General features: G+C 65.3%; 13 protein-coding genes and 1 tRNA gene. 6 read left to right on the forward strand and 8 right to left on the reverse strand.

Annotated features, from left to right (window positions below; translation table 11 throughout):
- Positions 1 to 61 precede the first annotated feature (61 nt).
- From SB4_RS05765 to SB4_RS05790, 6 genes are all read right to left on the reverse strand, one after another.
- Positions 62 to 448 (reverse strand): response regulator, encoded by a 387-nt coding sequence (locus SB4_RS05765; RefSeq protein ID WP_058751795.1) that lies wholly within the window; start codon positions 446 to 448, stop codon positions 62 to 64.
- Entirely contained in the window at positions 441 to 3,890 is a 3,450-nt protein-coding gene (locus SB4_RS05770) for a CheR family methyltransferase (protein WP_058751796.1), read from the reverse strand. Before SB4_RS05770 ends, SB4_RS05765 begins: the two co-directional genes overlap by 8 nt.
- Positions 3,887 to 4,447, reverse strand: coding sequence for a PAS domain-containing protein (locus SB4_RS05775; RefSeq protein WP_058732792.1), 561 nt, complete (start codon positions 4,445 to 4,447; stop codon positions 3,887 to 3,889). Before SB4_RS05775 ends, SB4_RS05770 begins: the two co-directional genes overlap by 4 nt.
- Positions 4,448 to 4,579: 132 nt before the next feature.
- On the reverse strand, positions 4,580 to 6,508 hold the full coding sequence (locus SB4_RS05780; protein WP_058751797.1) for a M61 family metallopeptidase: 1,929 nt from the start codon (positions 6,506 to 6,508) through the stop codon (positions 4,580 to 4,582).
- A 161-nt stretch (positions 6,509 to 6,669) separates the two neighbouring features.
- Positions 6,670 to 7,131, reverse strand: a complete 462-nt coding sequence (locus SB4_RS19485; RefSeq protein ID WP_153006090.1) for a hypothetical protein — start codon at positions 7,129 to 7,131, stop codon at positions 6,670 to 6,672.
- 312 nt (positions 7,132 to 7,443) lie between these two features.
- A tRNA-Cys gene (locus SB4_RS05790) sits at positions 7,444 to 7,517 on the reverse strand.
- Positions 7,518 to 7,735: 218 nt separating this feature from the next.
- On the opposite strand from SB4_RS05790, the gene SB4_RS05795 reads away from it, so the two are divergent.
- The 5 genes from SB4_RS05795 (at position 7,736) to SB4_RS05815 (ending at position 15,102) form a co-directional block, all read left to right on the forward strand.
- Positions 7,736 to 8,404: a protein-L-isoaspartate O-methyltransferase family protein gene (locus SB4_RS05795; RefSeq protein ID WP_153006091.1), complete on the forward strand. Its 669-nt coding sequence runs from the start codon at positions 7,736 to 7,738 to the stop codon at positions 8,402 to 8,404.
- 6 nt (positions 8,405 to 8,410) lie between these two features.
- A complete protein-coding gene (locus tag SB4_RS05800) occupies positions 8,411 to 9,943 on the forward strand; it encodes a TolC family outer membrane protein (RefSeq protein ID WP_058751799.1) in 1,533 nt (510 codons plus the stop codon).
- 44 nt (positions 9,944 to 9,987) lie between these two features.
- Entirely contained in the window at positions 9,988 to 10,566 is a 579-nt protein-coding gene (locus SB4_RS05805) for a DUF2497 domain-containing protein (RefSeq protein ID WP_082670007.1), read from the forward strand.
- Positions 10,567 to 10,666: 100 nt separating this feature from the next.
- Positions 10,667 to 12,262, forward strand: coding sequence for a histidine kinase famiy protein (locus SB4_RS05810; protein ID WP_058751836.1), 1,596 nt, complete (start codon positions 10,667 to 10,669; stop codon positions 12,260 to 12,262).
- 44 nt (positions 12,263 to 12,306) lie between these two features.
- Entirely contained in the window at positions 12,307 to 15,102 is a 2,796-nt protein-coding gene (locus SB4_RS05815; RefSeq protein WP_058751800.1) for a valine--tRNA ligase, read from the forward strand.
- A 38-nt stretch (positions 15,103 to 15,140) separates the two neighbouring features.
- Here SB4_RS05815 and SB4_RS05820 read toward each other — a convergent pair whose 3' ends face one another.
- Positions 15,141 to 16,919: a cation:proton antiporter domain-containing protein gene (locus SB4_RS05820; RefSeq protein ID WP_058751801.1), complete on the reverse strand. Its 1,779-nt coding sequence runs from the start codon at positions 16,917 to 16,919 to the stop codon at positions 15,141 to 15,143.
- Between the two features lie 112 nt (positions 16,920 to 17,031).
- Here SB4_RS05820 and SB4_RS05825 point away from each other — a divergent pair, with 112 nt between their 5' ends.
- Positions 17,032 to 17,475 (forward strand): c-type cytochrome, encoded by a 444-nt coding sequence (locus SB4_RS05825; protein WP_058751802.1) that lies wholly within the window; start codon positions 17,032 to 17,034, stop codon positions 17,473 to 17,475.
- A gap of 83 nt (positions 17,476 to 17,558) precedes the next feature.
- On the opposite strand, the gene SB4_RS05830 is transcribed toward SB4_RS05825, so the two are convergent.
- Positions 17,559 to 18,779: an NADP-dependent isocitrate dehydrogenase gene (locus SB4_RS05830; protein WP_058751803.1), complete on the reverse strand. Its 1,221-nt coding sequence runs from the start codon at positions 18,777 to 18,779 to the stop codon at positions 17,559 to 17,561.
- Positions 18,780 to 18,833: the final 54 nt, after the last annotated feature.

Consider the following 18,833-nt stretch of genomic DNA (forward strand, 5'->3'; position numbering starts at 1 on the left):
CCTCCCCCGGCCCCTCCCGCTTGGGGGAGGGCAGGATGTCTCACCGAGCCTCCGGCCGGCATCATTCCGCCGCCCGGTCAGCCTCCTCTGGCCCCGACACCGCCATCGACAGGGTACGGCGAAGCAGCGACGGCGAGCAGGGCTTGCCGCACACAGCCGCTCCCGGATAGCGCGATTGCAGCGCCTGTTCGTCGGCATGGCCCGAATGGAAGATCAGGGGCACGCCCGCTTCGCACAGTCGCTCTGCCGCCGGGAACACTTCTCCGTCACGCAGCCGCACGTCGAGGATCGCGCAGGCCAGTTCGGGTTTGTCGCCGTCCAGATGCGCCAGCACATCCTCGACGCTGACATAGGGGCCATCGACCTGATAGCCGCCATCCTCGATGATGGACTGGAGATCCAGCGCCACGAAGAACTCGTCCTCGACCAGCAAAATCGTCTTAGTCATGCGACAAAATGCTCTCCGGCAAAGCTAGGCTGAGCAGGAAACGCCCGTCGACGCATTTCCGCTCCAACTGCGCACCCAATTGGCGAGATGAAGTCTGGACGAGCAGCGTGCCGAAGCCCTTGCCCGCCTCTTCGTCGGGAAGCGTCCCGCCGGTTTCCGCCCATGTCAGGTGCAACTGCCTGTCGCCCAGCGTCCAGCTGACCGCCAGTTCGCCCGAGGGCTTGGCCAGCGCGCCATATTTGACCGAGTTCGTCGCCCATTCGTGCAGGATCAGCGCCAGCGGCGACAGGCACCGCCGGTCGACCAGCAGCGTCGGGCCATCGATATGGATGGTCGACTGTCCCTGATACGGCGCGATCGTCGCTTGCACCAACGAGCCCAGATCGATCGCCTGCTGCTCTCCGGCAGGCGATGCGAGCGAATGGGCGCGGCCCAGCGTCGCGATCCGTTCCCGCACGTCGTCGGCCATCTCGGTCACGTCGTCATGCGAGCGCGACGCGGCCGACACGATGCCGGAGATGATCGCGAACAGGTTCTTCACCCGGTGGTTCATCTCGCGCAGCATCAGCTCGCGCGTCTCGGCGATCGCATATTCGGCGGTCACGTCGATCGATACGCCGACCATCCGGTGCGGCGCCGACGCGGTGACGACCCGGCCAAAGCCCTTGATCCAGCGTTCCTTGCCGTCGAGGTCTAGGCGGAAGGTCATCTCGAAATCGCCGCGCCCGGCCATCGCTTCGGCTAGCGCCAGTTCGACGCCGGGCCGGTCTTCGGGCACGATCCGGTCGAACACCTGCGCCACGCGGTCGGCATCGTCCTGCTCGCCGAAGCCGAAGAGGTGGCGGCCGGTTTCGTCCAGAATGATCTCGCCGGTGCCGCTACGATACTCCCACACACCGATTCCGCCCGCCTTGATGGCCAGGTCCAGCCGCTCGCGCTCGGCGGCGAGTTCGCGTTCCATGCTGAGCGCATCGGTGATGTCGGTCAGGACCAGCGTCGCGCCGTCGATGCCGTCGCCCTGGGTGCGATAGGGGAGGATGCGCAGCGATAGCGTCCGCTCACCGTCGCGCGTCGTGACCCGTTGCTGCGTCGGGCCGCCGCCGCCCGCGACCTCGGCCGCGCCGTCCAGATAATCGGTGTTGGACAGCCGCGTCGACACATCGGCGAGTAACCGCCCCCTGTCGCTGGGCTGCAACGGGAAGATCGACCGTGCCGCCTCGGTATAGCTGCGGATGCGCAAATTCCGGTCGAGCACCACCACCGCCAGGTCGGTCGATTCAAAGAAGTTGCGCAGGTCGGAATTGGCGATGGTCAGCTGATCGACCTTGGTCTTCAGCTCGTCGTTGACGGTCGACAATTCCTCATTGGTCGATTGAAGCTCCTCGTTCATCGACATCATTTCTTCGTTGGAGCTCTTCAGCTCCTCATTCGCCGTCTCCAGCTCCTCGACCGTCGAGCGCAGCCGGTGGCGGGTCAGGCGAAGTTCGTCCTCCAGCGCCTCGATATGATCGTCGCCGGGCTCCAGATCGGCCAGGTCGCTCGCCTCGACCGGGCTGAACGGTGCGCTGTCACGGAACAGGAACAGCAGCGATCCGTCGGTCATGGGATCGCAGACAACCTCGACCTTCTGGACGCCAAACTCGGTCGTGACCGCCACGTCGCGCGCCGCGATCCGCTTGCGTGCGTCGCGGGCCTGACGGAGCATCGGGCCGATCACCTCGCGCAGGCCGGGGCGCGCCAGCGTCACCGCGCTCGATCCGCCCGCACGAGTCACGGGGAAGTTGAAATAGCGGCTGAGCTTGCCGAACGCCGCCAGGATGGCGCCGTCCTGGTCCACCACCATGCTGGGCGGGGCATAGCGATCGACGATGCGGCGCATCATCATGCTCTCGTCGCTGCTCACCGCGCTGCCGTCACGCTCCCCCCGTTCGCCGCGCCGACGCGGGCTGCGGTTCATGCCGCCGGGCAGGTCGATGGGGTAGGAAGGTGACCCCGGCGACCGCTCGAACAGCCGCGCATGGCCGTCGATCGCGGGGAAGAGATGGTCGAACCGCCCGACGCTCTCCGACGGGCCTAGGAACAGGTAGCCGCCCGGACGCAGCGCATAATGGAGTAGCGGCAGCACCGATTGCTGCAACCGGTCGTCGAAATAGATCAGCAGGTTCCGGCACGATACCAGGTCGATCCGCGAAAAGGGCGGGTCCTTGACCAGGCTGTGGTTGGAAAAGCGGATCATGTCGCGGATCGACGCGGTGATGGTGAACCGCTCGGCATGCGGCATGGTGTAGCGTTCGCGCAAAGGCGCCGGGATGTCGGCCAGCGCCGAGGCCGGATAGCTGCCCTCGCGCGCGATCTGCAGCATCTGTTCGTCGATATCGGTCGCGAAGATCTGCACCGCCAGCGGCTGTCCGGTTTCGCGCGCCGCTTCGGCGAACAGCATCGCGATGCTATACGCCTCCTCGCCGCTGGAACAGCCCGGCACCCAGATACGGATATCCTCGTCCGGGTCGCGATTGCGGGTCAGCGGCTCGATCGCCTTGGTGCGCAACGTCTCGAACAATTCGGCATCGCGGAAGAAGCGCGTGACGTTGATCAGCAGGTCGCGGAAGAGCGCTTCGCACTCGTCGGCATCGCTCTTCACCCGCGCCAGATAGGCCGATCCGGTGCCGATGCCGAGGACGTGCATCCGCCGCTCCACCCGGCGGACCAGCGTCGTGCGCTTATAGCCCGAAAAGTCGTGGCCGACCGCATTGCGCAGCACCCGGCACAGATCGTCGATATGATCGGCGACGACCTCCGCCTCATGCTCCTTGGGCTCGCCCGAGCGGCGCGAGAAGAAGGCGTGGAGGCAGTCCAGGATCTCGCTGGGCGGCTTGACGAAATCGACCAGGCCGGTGCCGACCGCCGACAGGGGCATCCCGTCATAGCGGGCGGTCTCGGGCTTCTGGACGACACCGACGCCGCCATGTTCCTTGATCGCGCGCAGGCCCGTCGTGCCGTCCGCGCCGGTGCCCGACAGGATAACGCAGGCGGCATTGGCCTGCTGGTCGCTGGCCAGCGACAGGAAGAAATCATCGATCGGGCGGCGAAGCCCGCGCGGCTGGACGAAGTCGGTCAGCTCCAGCACGCCGCCGCGAATGGCGAGGCCCCGGCCCGGCGGGATGATATAGACGCGGTCGGCCTCGATCCGCTCCAGCCCCTCGCACTGGCGCACCTCCAGATTGGTGTGGCGGTCGAGCAACTGGGCCAGCATGGACTCGTGATTGGGGTCGAGATGCTGGACCACGACGAACGCCATGCCGGTCGGCGCGCGCGCGGGCGTCAGCATTTCGCGCAGCGCCTCCAGCCCACCGGCCGAGGCACCGATGCCGACGACCGGAACCGGCGCGCCGCCGCGATCCTGGGTCGCCTCCGGTTGCGATGCGGGTGCGTGGTTGCTCATGGAAAGGCTGCTCTGTCGAGGTCCGACAGGGTCAGCTTGGCCTGGGCGATGGTCGCGGCGGTGTTGGCGATGGCGGTCAGCGATCCTTCGAGCACCATGCCGCTTTCGGCCAGGATCGGCGTCAGCTTGCCCAGGGTGCGGCCGAGTTCGGCGTCATAGGCGGTCAGGCGCTCGGGCTGCGACCGGCTGACATCGAATTGCGAGGCGAAGATATAGGGCATGTCGCCGCCCAGCAGCCGCAGCTTGGACATGTAGAGCAGATTGACGAAGGGCGAACCGTCCTTGCGGAAATTGATCAGCATGGTGCGCACGTTGAGTTGCCGGTCATTGGCCAGAAACTCCCGAATTCGCTCGCGCGCTTCGACATTGTCGGCGTCGCGTTGCAGCATTCGACAGTTATGACCGACCATATCCTCACTGGTGTAACCGGTCAGCTGACGGAAACCATGATTGATGAAGATGAGGGGGTTGTCGGCCCGCGCGTCGGCCAGAGCCAAGGCGATCGGAGACTGGTCCAGATAGGCGGCCAGATGGCCCGGAATTTCAATGTGGTTCACAAAATATCTGGCTCCTCGACGCGCATTCGCATGGCGTCCGTCCCTCCGCAAGGGTCGAGATGACCCATCGTCCCCGAAATGATCACCGAGATTAACCCGCCAGCCCGCTTGCGCGTTCCCGGCTGAGTGCCCTCAGCGCAGCCCTGTGACGATGGGCGATGGGGCGGGCACCGGGCGTGGGCCCAGCCAGGCCTGGCGGAAGCGCGCCTGTTCGGGCGTCAGGGCCTGGCCGAGCCCCTCGTTGCGGACGATCTCCATCGTGGGATCGGCGGCCAGGGTCAGCGTCCCGTTCCGCTCGCCGCCGCGTTGGCGGTAGACGATCGCCAGTCTGTCACTCGGGGCATGACGGTCGATCAGCGCCGCCCAGGCCTCGGGCGTGGTCACCGGCGTGCCGTCGACGCTGACGATCTGGTCGCCTTTGTCGAGCCCGGCCTCGTAAAAGGGCGTGCCGGGCGCGGTCGGCGTGGCTAGCGACAGGCCCGCATCGCCCTTGATCGGGCTGGGCCCCGCCCAGGCCTTGCCCGGTCGCGCGGTGCGTAGCGTCAACCCCGCCTGTGCGAGCAGCGGCGCGAAGTCGGGCAGGCCGCTGGCGGTCACGCTGCGCGCGAAGAAGCGGTCGGCAAAGGCCTGGTCCCCGGTCACCTGCGCCAGCGCGATACGCAGGTCATCGGGGCGGTAACTGCGCTCCGGGTTGCCGTGGTTGCGCCACAGCTGGCGCATGTAATCGTCGAGCGACAGCTGCGGGAAGTGCTGGCGCAACTCCAGGTCCAGCGCCAGCGCGATGACCGCGCCGTACGGGTAGTAGGAGACGAAGATATTGGGGGTGGTCGGGTCGATCGACTGGGCCGCATCGACGAAGGGGGCGCGCAGGCTCATCTCCTGCGGTCCGCCATAGCGTCGGGCCGGCGTGTTGATCAGGCCGTTCAGCGTGCCCGACAATTGCTTGATGTAATCGTCCAGCGGCATCACGCCCGCGCGCACCACCGCCAGCGGCCCGTAATATTGGGTAAAGCCCTCGGCCAGCCACAGCGACGGCGTGGCGTTGGCACGGGTGAAGTCGAACGGCTCCAACTCGGCGGGACGGATACGCTCGACATTCCAGGCGTGGAAGAATTCGTGGCTCAGCGTCTGGATCTGCGAAAAATTGGCGGCGGCCAGCGATCGCGCCTGGCTGATCACCGTGGAGTTGCGATGCTCCATGCCGTCACCGCTGATCTGCGGCATGTAATCGGCCAGGAAGGTGTAGGTGCCATAGTCGAAGGGCGGCGGCGCACCGAAGACGGCAATATGCTGCGCGACGACCTTTTGCGCCATGGCGGCGAACCGGTCGAGATCGGCGGGCGTCCCGTCATGATGCACGGTCAGGCGAATGCTGTAGCGTTTCGCGCCGTCCGCCACCGTCCAGCTGCGCGCGTCCCAGGCGGACAGCTCGACGGGGCTGTCCATGAAATATTGCAGGTCGCGTGCGGTGAAGACATTGGCATCGTCGGTCGGCACCATCTGCGTCGCGATCTTCCAGCCCGGCGCGGGATGGAAGCGGACGCGTACCGGCCGCGCGTCCTGACCGACCGCCCAGAGGAAGGTGGCGGGGATGTTCAGCCGCGCATGGGTGGGATCGATCTGCGCATAGGTGCCGTCACCCCGGTCACCGAACAGCGTGTAGCGGACGGTCACCGTGCCATCATGAGCGGGCACGGTCCAGCCATAAGGATCGGTGCGCTGGACGGCCAGCGGACGGCCCGCCCTATCGACGGCGGAGACTGAATACACGTTCTTGGCGAACTCATGCAGCGCGTAGCGTCCGGGCGAGGAGCGCGCCATCTGGAAGCGAACCGGCCCGGCGGGCAGATCGCGATAGGTGACGCTGACCTGCGCCTCGTGATGCTGGGCGCGCGGGAAGGCGATATCGTAGTCGACGGCTGTCGGTGCGGTCTGGGTGGGAGCCTGGGGAGTGGAGCGGCTGCGCGCCGCAACGTGCGGCGTATTTTGGACCCAAGCCGTGGCGGGAAGCAGCCCGCCCAGCGCAAGTCCGATCGTTGCTGCTATCGTTCCGTTGCGCATCCATCATCCTCAGCGTTTCGAGCGGCAGGTTTAAGCGAGGCACGGGGGCATGGTCTATCGCTTTATCGATCTAGGAATCGACAATAGACGACGTGAAAAATTGGCAAATGTGCCTCGCTCAATATTCTGGGTACTGGCCAAAAACGATGAGAGTCATTCAATCAAAGAATGCGAAAGCTCGTGAAGTCAGGTACGGGTAACCAGTGTGAATGCCCATCTCCAGGGTCTGGATGAGGGCGCTTGTCAATGCCTTTTACGTGTATCTGTCCGCGCGAAGATCTCTCCAGATCTACCTGGACTACTTCGTCGCATATCTTTCCGGACATCTTTTTGCCCTTTCCTGTTTTTACCTCGATGGTGACGAGGCCATTGGAAAGATCATGTTCGCTTTTAACGTGGCTCACGATTGGTATGCCGAGATAGGTCGAGGCTACTAGTTCGCCGAGAGCTCCTACCACGGCCGCATGTTGCGGGCCTGAGTTGCCATTCGCCCAGTCCAGCAGCTTGGCGTGCTGTGTAAGGACAGTTTGAAGCGGATGTGGGTGCGGCGTTTTCATTTTTCCCGTCACCAAGACCGAATGTGCTTCATACCAGAAGGACGACTGGCTGCGAAGAGAAGGCATCTAGCCTTCTCGCCCTTGATCTGCACTTTTAATATTCGGCCGCGAGAGGAGGGCCAAGGTGTCCCAGAGACATTGATCGCCGAGGCTGAGTGCAAATGAGCAATATTTGTAATTTGGGTTATTATCGAACCTTCGTCCGAGCCAGGAGGTGCGAAAAAGGAGTAGAGATCAGTATGCATATGCTTCCTTCCGAAAGCATTTAATGCTCTGCAGCTATTATTGATTGATTAAGGCGGTGATCCCGATTTGACGCCGCATGATCTCATTTTTTTTGGTCATGAGGGCGTTTGTGCGTTATGTCGCACAAACGCTTGGAGGCGCGACCGGGAATCGAACCCGGGTGCAAGGATTTGCAGTCCTCTGCGTCACCACTCCGCCATCGCGCCTCGATGCGTGGGAGGCGGGCATGTGTGCGGTTTTTCGTGCGACGTCAACAGGGGATTGGGGCATCGCTCTGAAAAAGTCCGACTCGTTTACGGCATCTGGGTGACATCATATTCTCTCATCGCTGTCGGCTTGGCGGAAAAGCCCCCGCGCGATAGAAGCGGCGGGAACCAATTTAGTGTATTGCGCAGCTAAAACGGTTGTGCGACAGGGATGGGCCATGATGACGACCAGCAATGACTCCTCGAATTTCGACGCGATGCGCCACGCCATGGTGGCGAGCCAGTTGCGGACGACCGCGGTCAGCGACCAGCGTGTCGTCGCCGCGATGGCGCGGGTTCCGCGCGAAGTCTTCACGCCCGAGGGCTTGCGTCCCGTCGCCTATCGCGATGGCACGCTGGACCTGGGGCAGGGGCGTGCGATCAATTTGCCGATGGCGACCGGCCGGCTGCTGACCGAGGCGTATCTGGAAGCGGGCGACCGTGTCCTGCTGATTGGCGCGGCTACTGGCTATACCGCCGCGCTGCTGACCGAGATCGTCGCGGGCGTCGTCGCAGTCGAGGAACAGGCCGAGCTGGCCGCCGCCGCGCGCACCGCGCTGTCGGGCGAGGCCAAGGTCGAGATCGTCGAAGCGCCGCTGAACGCGGGCCACCCCGCCGGTGCGCCCTATGACGTGCTGATCATCGACGGCGCGGTCGAGGAACTGCCCGCCGCGCTGGTCGAGCAGGTCAAGATCGGCGGTCGCATTGTCACCGGCCTGGTCGAAAACGGCGTGACCCGCTTGGCCAGCGGCCGCCGGACCGAGGGCGGCCACGGCGTGCGCGCCTTTGCCGATGCCGAATGCACCATCCTGCCGGGCTTTGCCCGTCCTCGCGCCTTCCAATTCTGAGGGACCATGCGCCTGCACCTGACTTCTGCCCTGTCTTCCGGCGTCGCGATCGGCGCGGCCCTGCTGCTCACCGGCGCGGCTTCGGCGGAGACGTTGCGCGAGGCGATGGTGCGGGCGTACCAGACCAACCCGACGATCACCGGCCAGCGCGCCGCCCAGCGCGCGACCGATGAGAATGTGCCGATCGCCCGCGCCAGCGGCCTGCCGTCGCTGCAAGGCTCGGGGCAGTTCACCGACAATATCGTCGTTGCGAACAACAACTTCCTGAACCCCGAGCGGGTCGGCACCGGGTCGTTGCAGCTCTCGGTGCCCCTTTATCAGGGCGGGGCGGTCAAGAACGCGGTGCGAGCGGCGGAGACGCGGGTCGATGCGGGCCGGGCGCAGCTGCGCGGGGTGGAGGCGAACCTCTTTACCAATGTCGTGGCGGCGTACATGAACGTCATCCGCGACGAAGCGATCGTCAATCTGAACACCCGTAACGTCAATGTGCTGGACACGAACCTGCGCGCCTCGCGCGATCGGTTCCAGGTCGGCGACCTGACCCGGACCGACGTGGCGCAGTCCGAGGCGCGTCTGGCTCAGGCACGTGCGCAGCTTCAGTCGGCGCAGGCCAACCTGATCTCCAGCCGCGAAAATTATGTCGCGGTGGTCGGTGTCGCGCCGGTCGGGCTGGAACAGCCGCCCGCGCTTCCCACGCTGCCAGCTTCGCCCAACCAGGCGGTGGCCGTTGCGCTGGAGCAGAATCCGCAGCTGATCGCGGCTCGGCGGGCTGCGGATGCCACCCGCTATGACATCAATGTCGCGCGGGCCAATCGGCTGCCGCGCGTCGCGGCGGTGTCGAGCGGCAATTACTTCAACTATCTCGGCTCGATCAACGCCCCGCCGGGGGCTGGCAACGTGCCCGGCTCGGGCGTCAACGCGACCGTGGGCGCGCAGCTGACCATGCCTCTGTTCCAGGGCGGTCGCCCGGCGGCGCAGGTTCGCCAGGCCGAGGCGCTGCGGGGCCAGGCGCTGGAGAATGCGACCGGCACCGAACGGCAGGTGGTGGCGCAGGTCCGCTCCGCCTATGCGGTCTGGCAATCCTCGCAGGAGGTGATCCTGTCGGCCGAATCGGCGGTGCGCGCCAACTCGCTGTCGCTGGAGGGTGTGCGCGCCGAAAACAGCGTCGGCACCCGCACCGTGCTCGACATCCTGAACGCCGAGCAGGAATTGCTGAACAGCCAGGTGACGCTGGTGACCGCGCGGCGCGACGCCTATGTCGCGGGCTTTGCGCTGATCGCCGCCATGGGCAATGCCGAGGCGCGCGACCTGGGGCTGGACGGCGGTCCGCTCTACGATCCGGTCACCAATTATAAGCGTGTGCGCAATCGCATCAACGATTGGGACGGCGATGGCGAGCCCGCTCCGATCGCCAGCACGACCGCCGCGACCCCGGCGCAGACGGCGGCGGTGACCCGTCCGCTCGACGCCGACGTCAACGCCCCTGTTGACAGAAGCCCCGCATTAACCACAGGTGCATCGGCACCAAGTCGGCAATAAGGCCGGACGCGGGGCCTTGGGGGGCTTCAATGGGGATTGCGGTCATGGGTGAAGTCAGCGCCGAACCGTCGATGGAGGAGATCCTCTCCTCGATCAAACGAATCATCGCCGAAGAGGGGGAGGTGCCTGCGCGCCAGCGTCGCCAGCCGCGCCCCGTGCCGTCGCCGGTCGTCGATGAGGATTCGCCCGAGGTCCTCGAACTGAGCGATCCCATGCCGTTGCGCATGAAGGTCGAGGCCGCCGCCGCCCGTGCCGCCGAATCGGCGATGCGCGGCGTGGTCGAGCCCGCGCCTGTGCCCGCTCCGGCCCCGGCGCCCGAACCGGTGGCGCAGGTCGCGCCGCCCGCTCCCGTCGCCGCGCCGGCTCTCGCCGCGCTGGACGAAGAGGATGATGCCGAGGAGGCGATCGTATCCCCGCGCGCGGCTCAGGCCAGTCGCGGTTCCCTGGAGGCGCTCAGCCGTATGATGGTCAAGCCCGAACCGAGCAGCGACGGCACCCTGGAGGGGATGGTCCGCGAGATGCTGCGTCCGATGCTGCGCGACTGGCTCGACGCGAACCTGCCTGAGATGGTCGAGGCGATGGTCGCGCGCGAAATCGCCCGGATCACCCGCGAAGGCCGCTGATCCCAACTGCCGCCTTTTCCACTCGTATCGCTGGGCGGGTGGAACCGGCGGCACCTGACCGGGTTCGATGGGCATGGACCCGGCCGATGAGACGCACGATATGACGAAGTCGACGCGCTCCCACGTGTCGTCCCCACCGATCGCCGATGCGCGCCAGCCGCATTCGGGCCAGTCGGACATCTTCTTCGCGGCGGTGAAGACCACGCGGATGCCGATGATCGTCACCGATCCGCGCCAGCCGGACAACCCCATCGTTTTCTGCAACGAAGCCTTCAGCTTCATGACCGGCTATTCCGAGCAGGAGATTCTGGGCACCAATTGCCGGTTTCTGCAGGGGCCGGAAACCGACCGCGACGTGGTGGCGCAGGTTCGGGCGGCGGTGGAGCGCCGTGATGAGATCGCGGTCGAGCTGCTCAATTATCGCAAAAACGGCTCGACCTTCTGGAACGCGCTGTTCGTGTCGCCCGTCTATGACGATGCGGGTGAGCTGGTCTATTTCTTCAGCAGCCAACTCGACATCTCGCGCCGTCGCGAGGCCGAGGATGCCTTGCACGAGGCGCAGAAGATGGAGGCGGTCGGCAAGCTGACCGGCGGCATCGCGCACGACTTCAACAATCTGCTTCAGGTCATCATCGGCTATGCCGACATATTGGAAGCCAGGGTCGACGAAAATGACCGCAGCGGACGGCGCGCGGTCGAGGCGATCGGCGCAGCGGCGGCGCGTGGTGCGACGCTGACCCAGCAGCTGCTTGCTTTTGCCCGCAAGCAGGAGTTGCGCGACCGGCTGCTCAACTTCAACCAGCTGATTGAGGATTTCCGCCCGATCCTTAATCGCACGGCGGGCGACCGGGTGGTCGTGCGTCAGCGGCTGGAGGAAAATCTCTGGAACTGCCGGATCGATCCGGTCCAGGCCGAGATGGCGCTGCTCAACATCGTCACCAATGCGCGCGAGGCGCTGGCCCGCGATGGGGGGCAGGGCGAGATCACCATCTCCACCCGCAACATGATCCAGTCGCCGGACGATCCGGAGGGCCCCGCCAATCTGGAGCCCGGCGAATATGTCATCGTCCGCATCGCCGATGACGGGCCGGGCATCGATCCGCAGATCGCCGACAAGATCTTCGACCCGTTCTTCACCACCAAGGAGATGGGGAAGGGCGCGGGGCTCGGCCTTGCCATGGTCTATGGCTTCATGCGCCAGTCGGGCGGCCTCGCCACCGCCGAGCCCGACGCAGAGGGTGCGGTGATCACGCTGTACTTCCCGCGCGCGGCGGGCGTGACCGAACGGCGCGCCACACCGGTCCAGCCTGCGCGCAGCGGCGGTGTCGAGCGAGTGTTGATGGTCGAGGACCAGGAGGACGTCGGCGATCTGGGCAAGTCGATGCTCGAGGATCTGGGCTATGATGTCGTCCTGACCCGCAGCGCGCGCGAGGCGCTCGACCATCTGGCCAAGGACAGCGATTTCCAGCTGCTGTTCACCGATATCCTGATGCCCGGTGGGATGAACGGCGTGGCGCTGGCGCAGGCGGTCCGGCGGGACTACCCGCGGCTGTCGGTGCTACTGACCACCGGTTTTGCCGATGAAGCGATTGACGAGGGTGCACGCTCCTATGAGTTGATCCGCAAACCCTATCGCCGCGCCGAGCTGAACGAGCGTATCCGCGCGGTACTCGACCGGCCGGGCGCGCGGACCTGATACAATATCTGGCGGATCGCCGCGCGGGTGATTAAGGCAGCGTCATGACTGAGCTGCCCAAGACGTTCGACCCCGCCGCAATCGAAGCCCGCTGGTATGGCCATTGGGAGGAAAAGGGCCTGTTCCGCCCCGACCGCCCGAACGCCGAGCCCTGGACGATCGTCAACCCGCCGCCCAACGTCACCGGCAATCTGCATATCGGCCACGCGCTGGACAACACGTTGCAGGACATCCTCGTCCGTCATGCCCGGTTGAAGGGCAAGGACGCGCTGTGGGTGGTCGGCACCGACCATGCGGGCATCGCGACCCAGATGGTCGTCGAGCGCCAGATGAATGCGCGTGGCGAAAAGCGCACCGACTTCACCCGCGACCAGTTCCTGGAGAAGGTCTGGACCTGGAAGGCGGAGAGCGGCGGCCAGATCACCGGCCAGCTGCGCCGTCTGGGCTGCTCGATGGACTGGGCGAACGAACGGTTCACGATGGACGAGGGCTTCAGCAAGGCGGTGCTGAAGGTGTTCGTCGAATTGCATCGCCAGAAGCTGCTCTATCGCGACAAGCGGCTGGTCAACTGGGACGCCGGGCTCGGCACCGCGATCAGCGACCTGGAGGTCGAGACGCGCGAAGTGAAGGGCAGCTTCTGGCGCCTGCGTTATCCGCTGGCCGATGGATCGGGCTTTATCGAGGTTGCGACGACCCGGCCGGAGACGATGCTCGCCGACATGGCGGTCGCGGTTCACCCGGACGATGCGCGTTACACCGCAATGATCGGCAAGCAGGTCCGCCTGCCGATCACCGGCCGTCTGATCCCGATCGTCTCCGATGAACATGCCGACCCCGAGCTAGGATCGGGTGCGGTCAAGATCACGCCCGGCCATGATTTCAATGACTTCGAGGTCGGCCGCCGTGCGGGCATCGAGGCGCGCGACATGCTCAACATGCTCGATGCCAAGGCGCATATCTGCCAGACTTCGGACGGCCTGATTCCCGACGCCTTCCTGGGCCTGTCGACGGCTGATGCGCGCAAGGCCGTCGTCGCGAGGTTGAAGGACGAGGGCGTCCTGATCCCGCATATCGACAAGGACGGTGAAGAGCACGATGCCGAGCCGCGCACGATTCAGACCCCGTTCGGCGACCGCTCTGGCGTGGTGATCGAGCCTTGGCTGACCGACCAATGGTATGTCGACGCCAAGACTCTGGCCCAGCCCGCGATAGAAGCCGTGCGTAGCGGCAAGATCAAGATCGTGCCGCAGGCGTGGGAGAAGACCTTCTTCAACTGGATGGAGAATATCCAGCCCTGGTGCGTCAGCCGCCAGCTCTGGTGGGGCCATCAGATCCCGGCGTGGTTTGGGCCGGAGGCGGAAGAACTGAACAGCTTTGGCCATCAGCGTGGGCCGGTCTTCGTCGCTGAAGACGAGCAGACCGCTCGTCAACAGGCGGCAGCGCACTACGGCGTTGCGGCAGATCGCGTCTTCTTCGCTGCCACTCCGGGCGAGGCAAGCAAGCTGTGGATTGAAAACCTTTCAGTTGAAAAGCCGATTGTTCTTCTGCGCGACCCGGACGTGCTGGATACGTGGTTCTCTTCCGCGCTCTGGCCGTTCGCGACGCTGGGCTGGCCCGATACGGACGACAAGACGCTTGCGGGGCGTTACCCCAATGACGTGCTGATCTCCGGCTTCGACATCCTGTTTTTCTGGGATGCGCGGATGATGATGCAGGGCATGCACTTCATGGAAGATGTGCCCTTCAAGACGCTGTATCTCCACGGTCTTGTCCGCGCCGCCGACGGTTCGAAAATGTCGAAGTCGAAGGGCAATACGGTCGATCCGCTGGGCCTGATCGACCAGTACGGCGCCGACGCGCTGCGCTTCTTCATGGCGGCGATGGAAAGCCAGGGCCGCGACATCAAGATGGATGAACGCCGGGTCGAGGGCTATCGCAACTTCGCGACCAAGCTGTGGAACGCGGCGCGCTTCGCCCAGTCGAATGGGATCGGCGCGTCGACCACGCTGGAGGCACCGAACGCCAGCCTCGCGGTCAACAAGTGGATCATCGCCGAAACGGTGAAGACGGTACAGGCGGTCGACCTCGCGCTGGCCGATTACCGGTTCGACGGGGCGGCTAACGCGATCTATCAGTTCGTCTGGAGCCGCTTCTGCGATTGGTATCTCGAACTCATCAAGCCGGTCCTGCAGGGCGGCGAAGAAGGCGGCGAGGAAACCCGCGCGGTCGCGGGCTGGGTGCTCGACCAGATTCTGGTCCTGCTCCACCCGTTCATGCCGTTCATCACCGAGGAGCTGTGGCACGCCATGGGCGCGCGCGATCACGACCTGATCGTGGCGCAATGGCCGATGGCGGACGCCCGCGCGCTCGACCCGGAAGCGGAGCGTGAGATCGACTGGCTGATCCGCTTGGTCAGTGAAATCCGTGCCGCGCGGACCGAACTCAACGTGCCGCCGGGCGCGCGTTTGCCGATGCACGTCCGCGATGCCAATGACGGTACGACGGCGCGTCTGATCCGTCAGGCTTCGGCGCTGGCGCGTCTGGCGCGTGTCGACGCTGCCGAAGGTGGGGTCACCGGCGGGGCCGCACAGGTGGTGGTGGACGAAGCGACCTTCGTCCTGCCGCTGGAAGGCGTGATCGACCTCGACGCCGAGCGTCAGCGCCTGACCAAGGCGATTGCGGCGGTCGAGAAGGAACGCGACGCGCTGGGCGGGCGGTTGAGCAACGCCAGCTTCGTCGAACGCGCTAAGCCCGAAGCGGTGGAAAAGGCTCGTGCCGACCATGCCGACAAGATGGCCGAAGCGGCTCGGCTGCACGCGGCGCTTGGCCGCCTGGGCTGATCCGTTTGATCCCTCCCCGTCGCTGAACGGGGAGGGATTTACCCTTGCTCGCCCAGACGCCGCAGCCGCCGGATACGCGGTTCCCGCTGGAGCTGTGCCTCGCGCCGGATGACTTGGCGCAGTTCGTCGCGCTTTTCGTGGATCGACGCGATCACCGGCCCCATCGCGACGCCCAGGTCGACCAGCACCGCCTCCGACAGTTGCAACGAGCTTTCCAGCGTCTCGGGCACTGCCTCGCTGACGCCCGCCCGGTAGAGCTCGGTCGCATGCGCCATGTCGCGCGCGCGGGCGATAATCGGCAGGTTCGGGGCGGCTTCGCGGATACGCCGCGCCAGCCGGACGGTGAGAACGGGATCGTCCATCGTCAGGATCAGCGCGCGGGCCGCGGGCAGGTCCAGCCGGTCGACCAATTCCGCCCGCGCCACATCGCCGAACAACACCGGATAGCCCGCGCGCCGCGCGTCGTTGACCGAATCGATATCCGCTTCCACCGCGACATAGGGCTGGCCGTGCACGGTCAGCATGTCGGCGATCATCTTGCCGACGCGCCCAAAGCCGATGATGACGGTCCGCCCGCCATCCGCTTCTGGCTGCGGCGCGGGCGGGGCGTCAGTGCTGCGCGCCTCGATCCGGCGGGATATGACCCGGCCCGCCTTGGCGAGCAGCGGCGTGATGGTCAGGCCGATTGCGGTCACCGTCTGCCAGAAACTGGCGGTCGAGGGCAGAATCAGCTGCGCCTGCGCCGCCGTGCCCAGCACGATCAGCGTCGTCTCGGACGGGCTGCCCATTAGCAGCCCGGTTTCTGCCGCGACGCCGCGCCGGGCATGGGCGATCCGCAGCAGCAGATAGGTGACGATCGCCTTCACCGCGACGATCCCGACCACTGCGAGCAGCAGCGAATCCCAATTCCGCGCGATCAGCCGCAGGTCCAGGCTCATGCCCACGGTGATCAGGAACACGCCGAGCGCCAGGCCCTTGAACGGCGCGGTCATCACCTCGACCTCCGAATGATATTCGGTTTCGGCGATCAGCAGGCCTGCGAGCAGGGCACCGACGATCGGCGACAGCCCCGCCGCCGTGGTCGCGACGCTGGCGACGATGACGACCAGCAGCGAGGCGGCGAGAAACAACTCGGGGCTCTTGGTGCGCGCGGCCTGGGCGAACAGGCGGGGCAGGACCAGCTTGCCACCCAGATACATGGCGACCACGGTCAGGCCGCCGCGCAGTGCAACGCCTGCAATCCCGACCCAGCCCTCATCGCTGGCGGTGGGGGCCATCGCGCCCAGCGCGAAGATGATCGGGACCAGCGCGAGATCCTCGAACAACAGCATCGCGAACGCGCCCCGGCCCACGGGGCTCGTCGTGCCGACCAGTGGCAGCACGAGCGCGGTCGAGGACAGGGTCAGCGCGAGACCCAGTCCGATCGCTCCGGCCCAGCCTTGGCCCAGCAGATGGAGCGCGATGCCGATCAGCGTGGCCGACCCGATCAGCTCGGCGGCACCGGTGCCGAACACCAGCCGCCGCATCGCCCATAGCCTGCGAAAAGACAGTTCCAAGCCAATGGAAAACAACAATAAGATGATTCCGAACTCAGCAAAGGGCTCGATCGACCCCGGGTTGGAGATGGTCAGATAATAGAGCCAAGGTGCGTGCGGCACGAGCGAGCCCAGTCCGGCCGGGCCGACCAGGAGCCCGACCAGAATGAACCCGATCACCGGGCTGACCCGGAAGCGCGCAAAGGCCGGAATGACGATCCCCGCCGACCCGAGGATCACGAGGGCGTCGGAAAAGCCCTGATTGTCTAACCGAAGTGCCATGGCGACAGACTAGCCCGGTAATGTCGCGCTTGTCAGGTCGTTAATCGGGTGAAACGACGATGGGGCGATTCGTCCAATGCGAGGGAGGGCCAGGCGGGGCTAGGGCGCGGTGATGATCCGTTATTCTGTGTCCTTCGCTCTCCTGTCCTGTCTGGCGCTCGGTGGCTGTGGCGATGACGGGCGGGCGGAACGGTTGAAGGCGGCAGGCCCCCATCCTTCGCTCGACGCACTGATGCGGGTCGCGGATGCCGATGCGGGCGCGCGGACCTTCGGCCAGTGCATGGCCTGCCACACGATCGGCAAGGGCGAACTCGACCGCGCGGGGCCGAACCTGCACGGCATCATGGGCAAGCCGGTCGCGGGCGGCAGCGTAAGGTTCGGCTATACCGCCGCGCTGATGAAGGTCGGCGGGCGTTGGGATCGCGCGACGATGAACCGGTGGCTGACCTCGCCGCAACGCTTTGCGCCGGGGACGAAGATGAGCTTTCCCGGTCTGCCTGATCCGCTCGCCCGAGCGGATGTCATCGCCTATCTGGAACGGGAGGGGCGGCAATAATGATAACCGCCATTCGGTAACGGCATAAAAAAGGGCCCGAAAACAATGTTTCCGGGCCCTTTTCTAACCATGTTTGGCAGAAGTTACTGCCAGTTGGCCATCGCGGTTTCGAGGTTGACGCGGATCGCCTCGAAGAACTGCTCGGTGGTCATCCAGGGCTGATCCGGGCCGATTAGGATCGCGAGATCCTTGGTCATCTGGCCGTTCTCCACGGTCTGGACGCAGACCTTTTCCAGCGTCTCGGCGAAGCGAACGACGTCCGGCGTGTTGTCGAACTTGCCGCGATACTTCAGGCCGCCGGTCCAGGCGAAGATCGACGCGATCGGGTTGGTCGAGGTCGCCTTGCCCTGCTGGTGCTGGCGATAGTGACGGGTCACGGTGCCGTGCGCCGCTTCCGCCTCGATCGTCTTGCCGTCCGGGGTCATCAGGACCGAGGTCATCAGGCCGAGCGAGCCGAAGCCCTGTGCCACCGTGTCGGACTGCACGTCGCCGTCATAGTTCTTGCAGGCCCAGACGAATTCGCCGTGCCACTTCAGCGCCGAGGCGACCATGTCGTCGATCAGGCGGTGCTGATACTCGATGCCCGCCGCCTTGAACTGCTCGGCGAACTCGGCGTCGAACACTTCCTGGAAGATGTCCTTGAAGCGGCCGTCATAGGCCTTCAAGATGGTGTTCTTGGTCGACAGATAGACCGGCCAGCCACGGTTCAGGCCATAGTTCATCGACGCGCGCGCGAAGTCGCGGATCGATTCGTCGAGATTGTACATGCCCATGGCGACGCCGGCGGCGGGGAAGTTGAAAACCTCCTCCTCGATCGACTCGCCATTCTCGCCTTCCCACTTTAGGGTCAACTTGCCCTTGCCGGGGACCTTGAAATCGGTCGCCTTATACTGGTCGCCGAACGCATGACGACCGACGACGATCGGGTGGGTCCAGCCGGGGACGAGGCGGGGAACGTTCTTGATGACGATCGGCTCGCGGAACACCACGCCGCCCAGGATGTTGCGGATCGTGCCGTTGGGCGACTTCCACATCTTCTTCAGGCCGAACTCCTCGACGCGCTGCTCGTCGGGGGTGATGGTCGCGCACTTGATCGCGACGCCGTACTTCTGCGTGGCGTGGGCGCTGTCGATCGTCACCTGGTCGGCGGTCGCGTCGCGATTCTGAACCGACAGGTCGAAATAGGCGAGTTCGATGTCGAGATAGGGCTTGATCAGGCGTTCGCGAATCCATTCCCAGATGATCCGGGTCATTTCGTCGCCGTCGATCTCCACGACGGGGGTATTTACCTTGATCTTCGCCATATGCGCATCCTTCAGATTAGGCGGGTTTGGGCAAGCGTCTAGGGGAGGGGGCGC

Origin of the sequence: Sphingomonas sanguinis, assembly GCF_001476905.1 — a bacterium.
Lineage (GTDB): Bacteria > Pseudomonadota > Alphaproteobacteria > Sphingomonadales > Sphingomonadaceae > Sphingomonas > Sphingomonas sanguinis_B.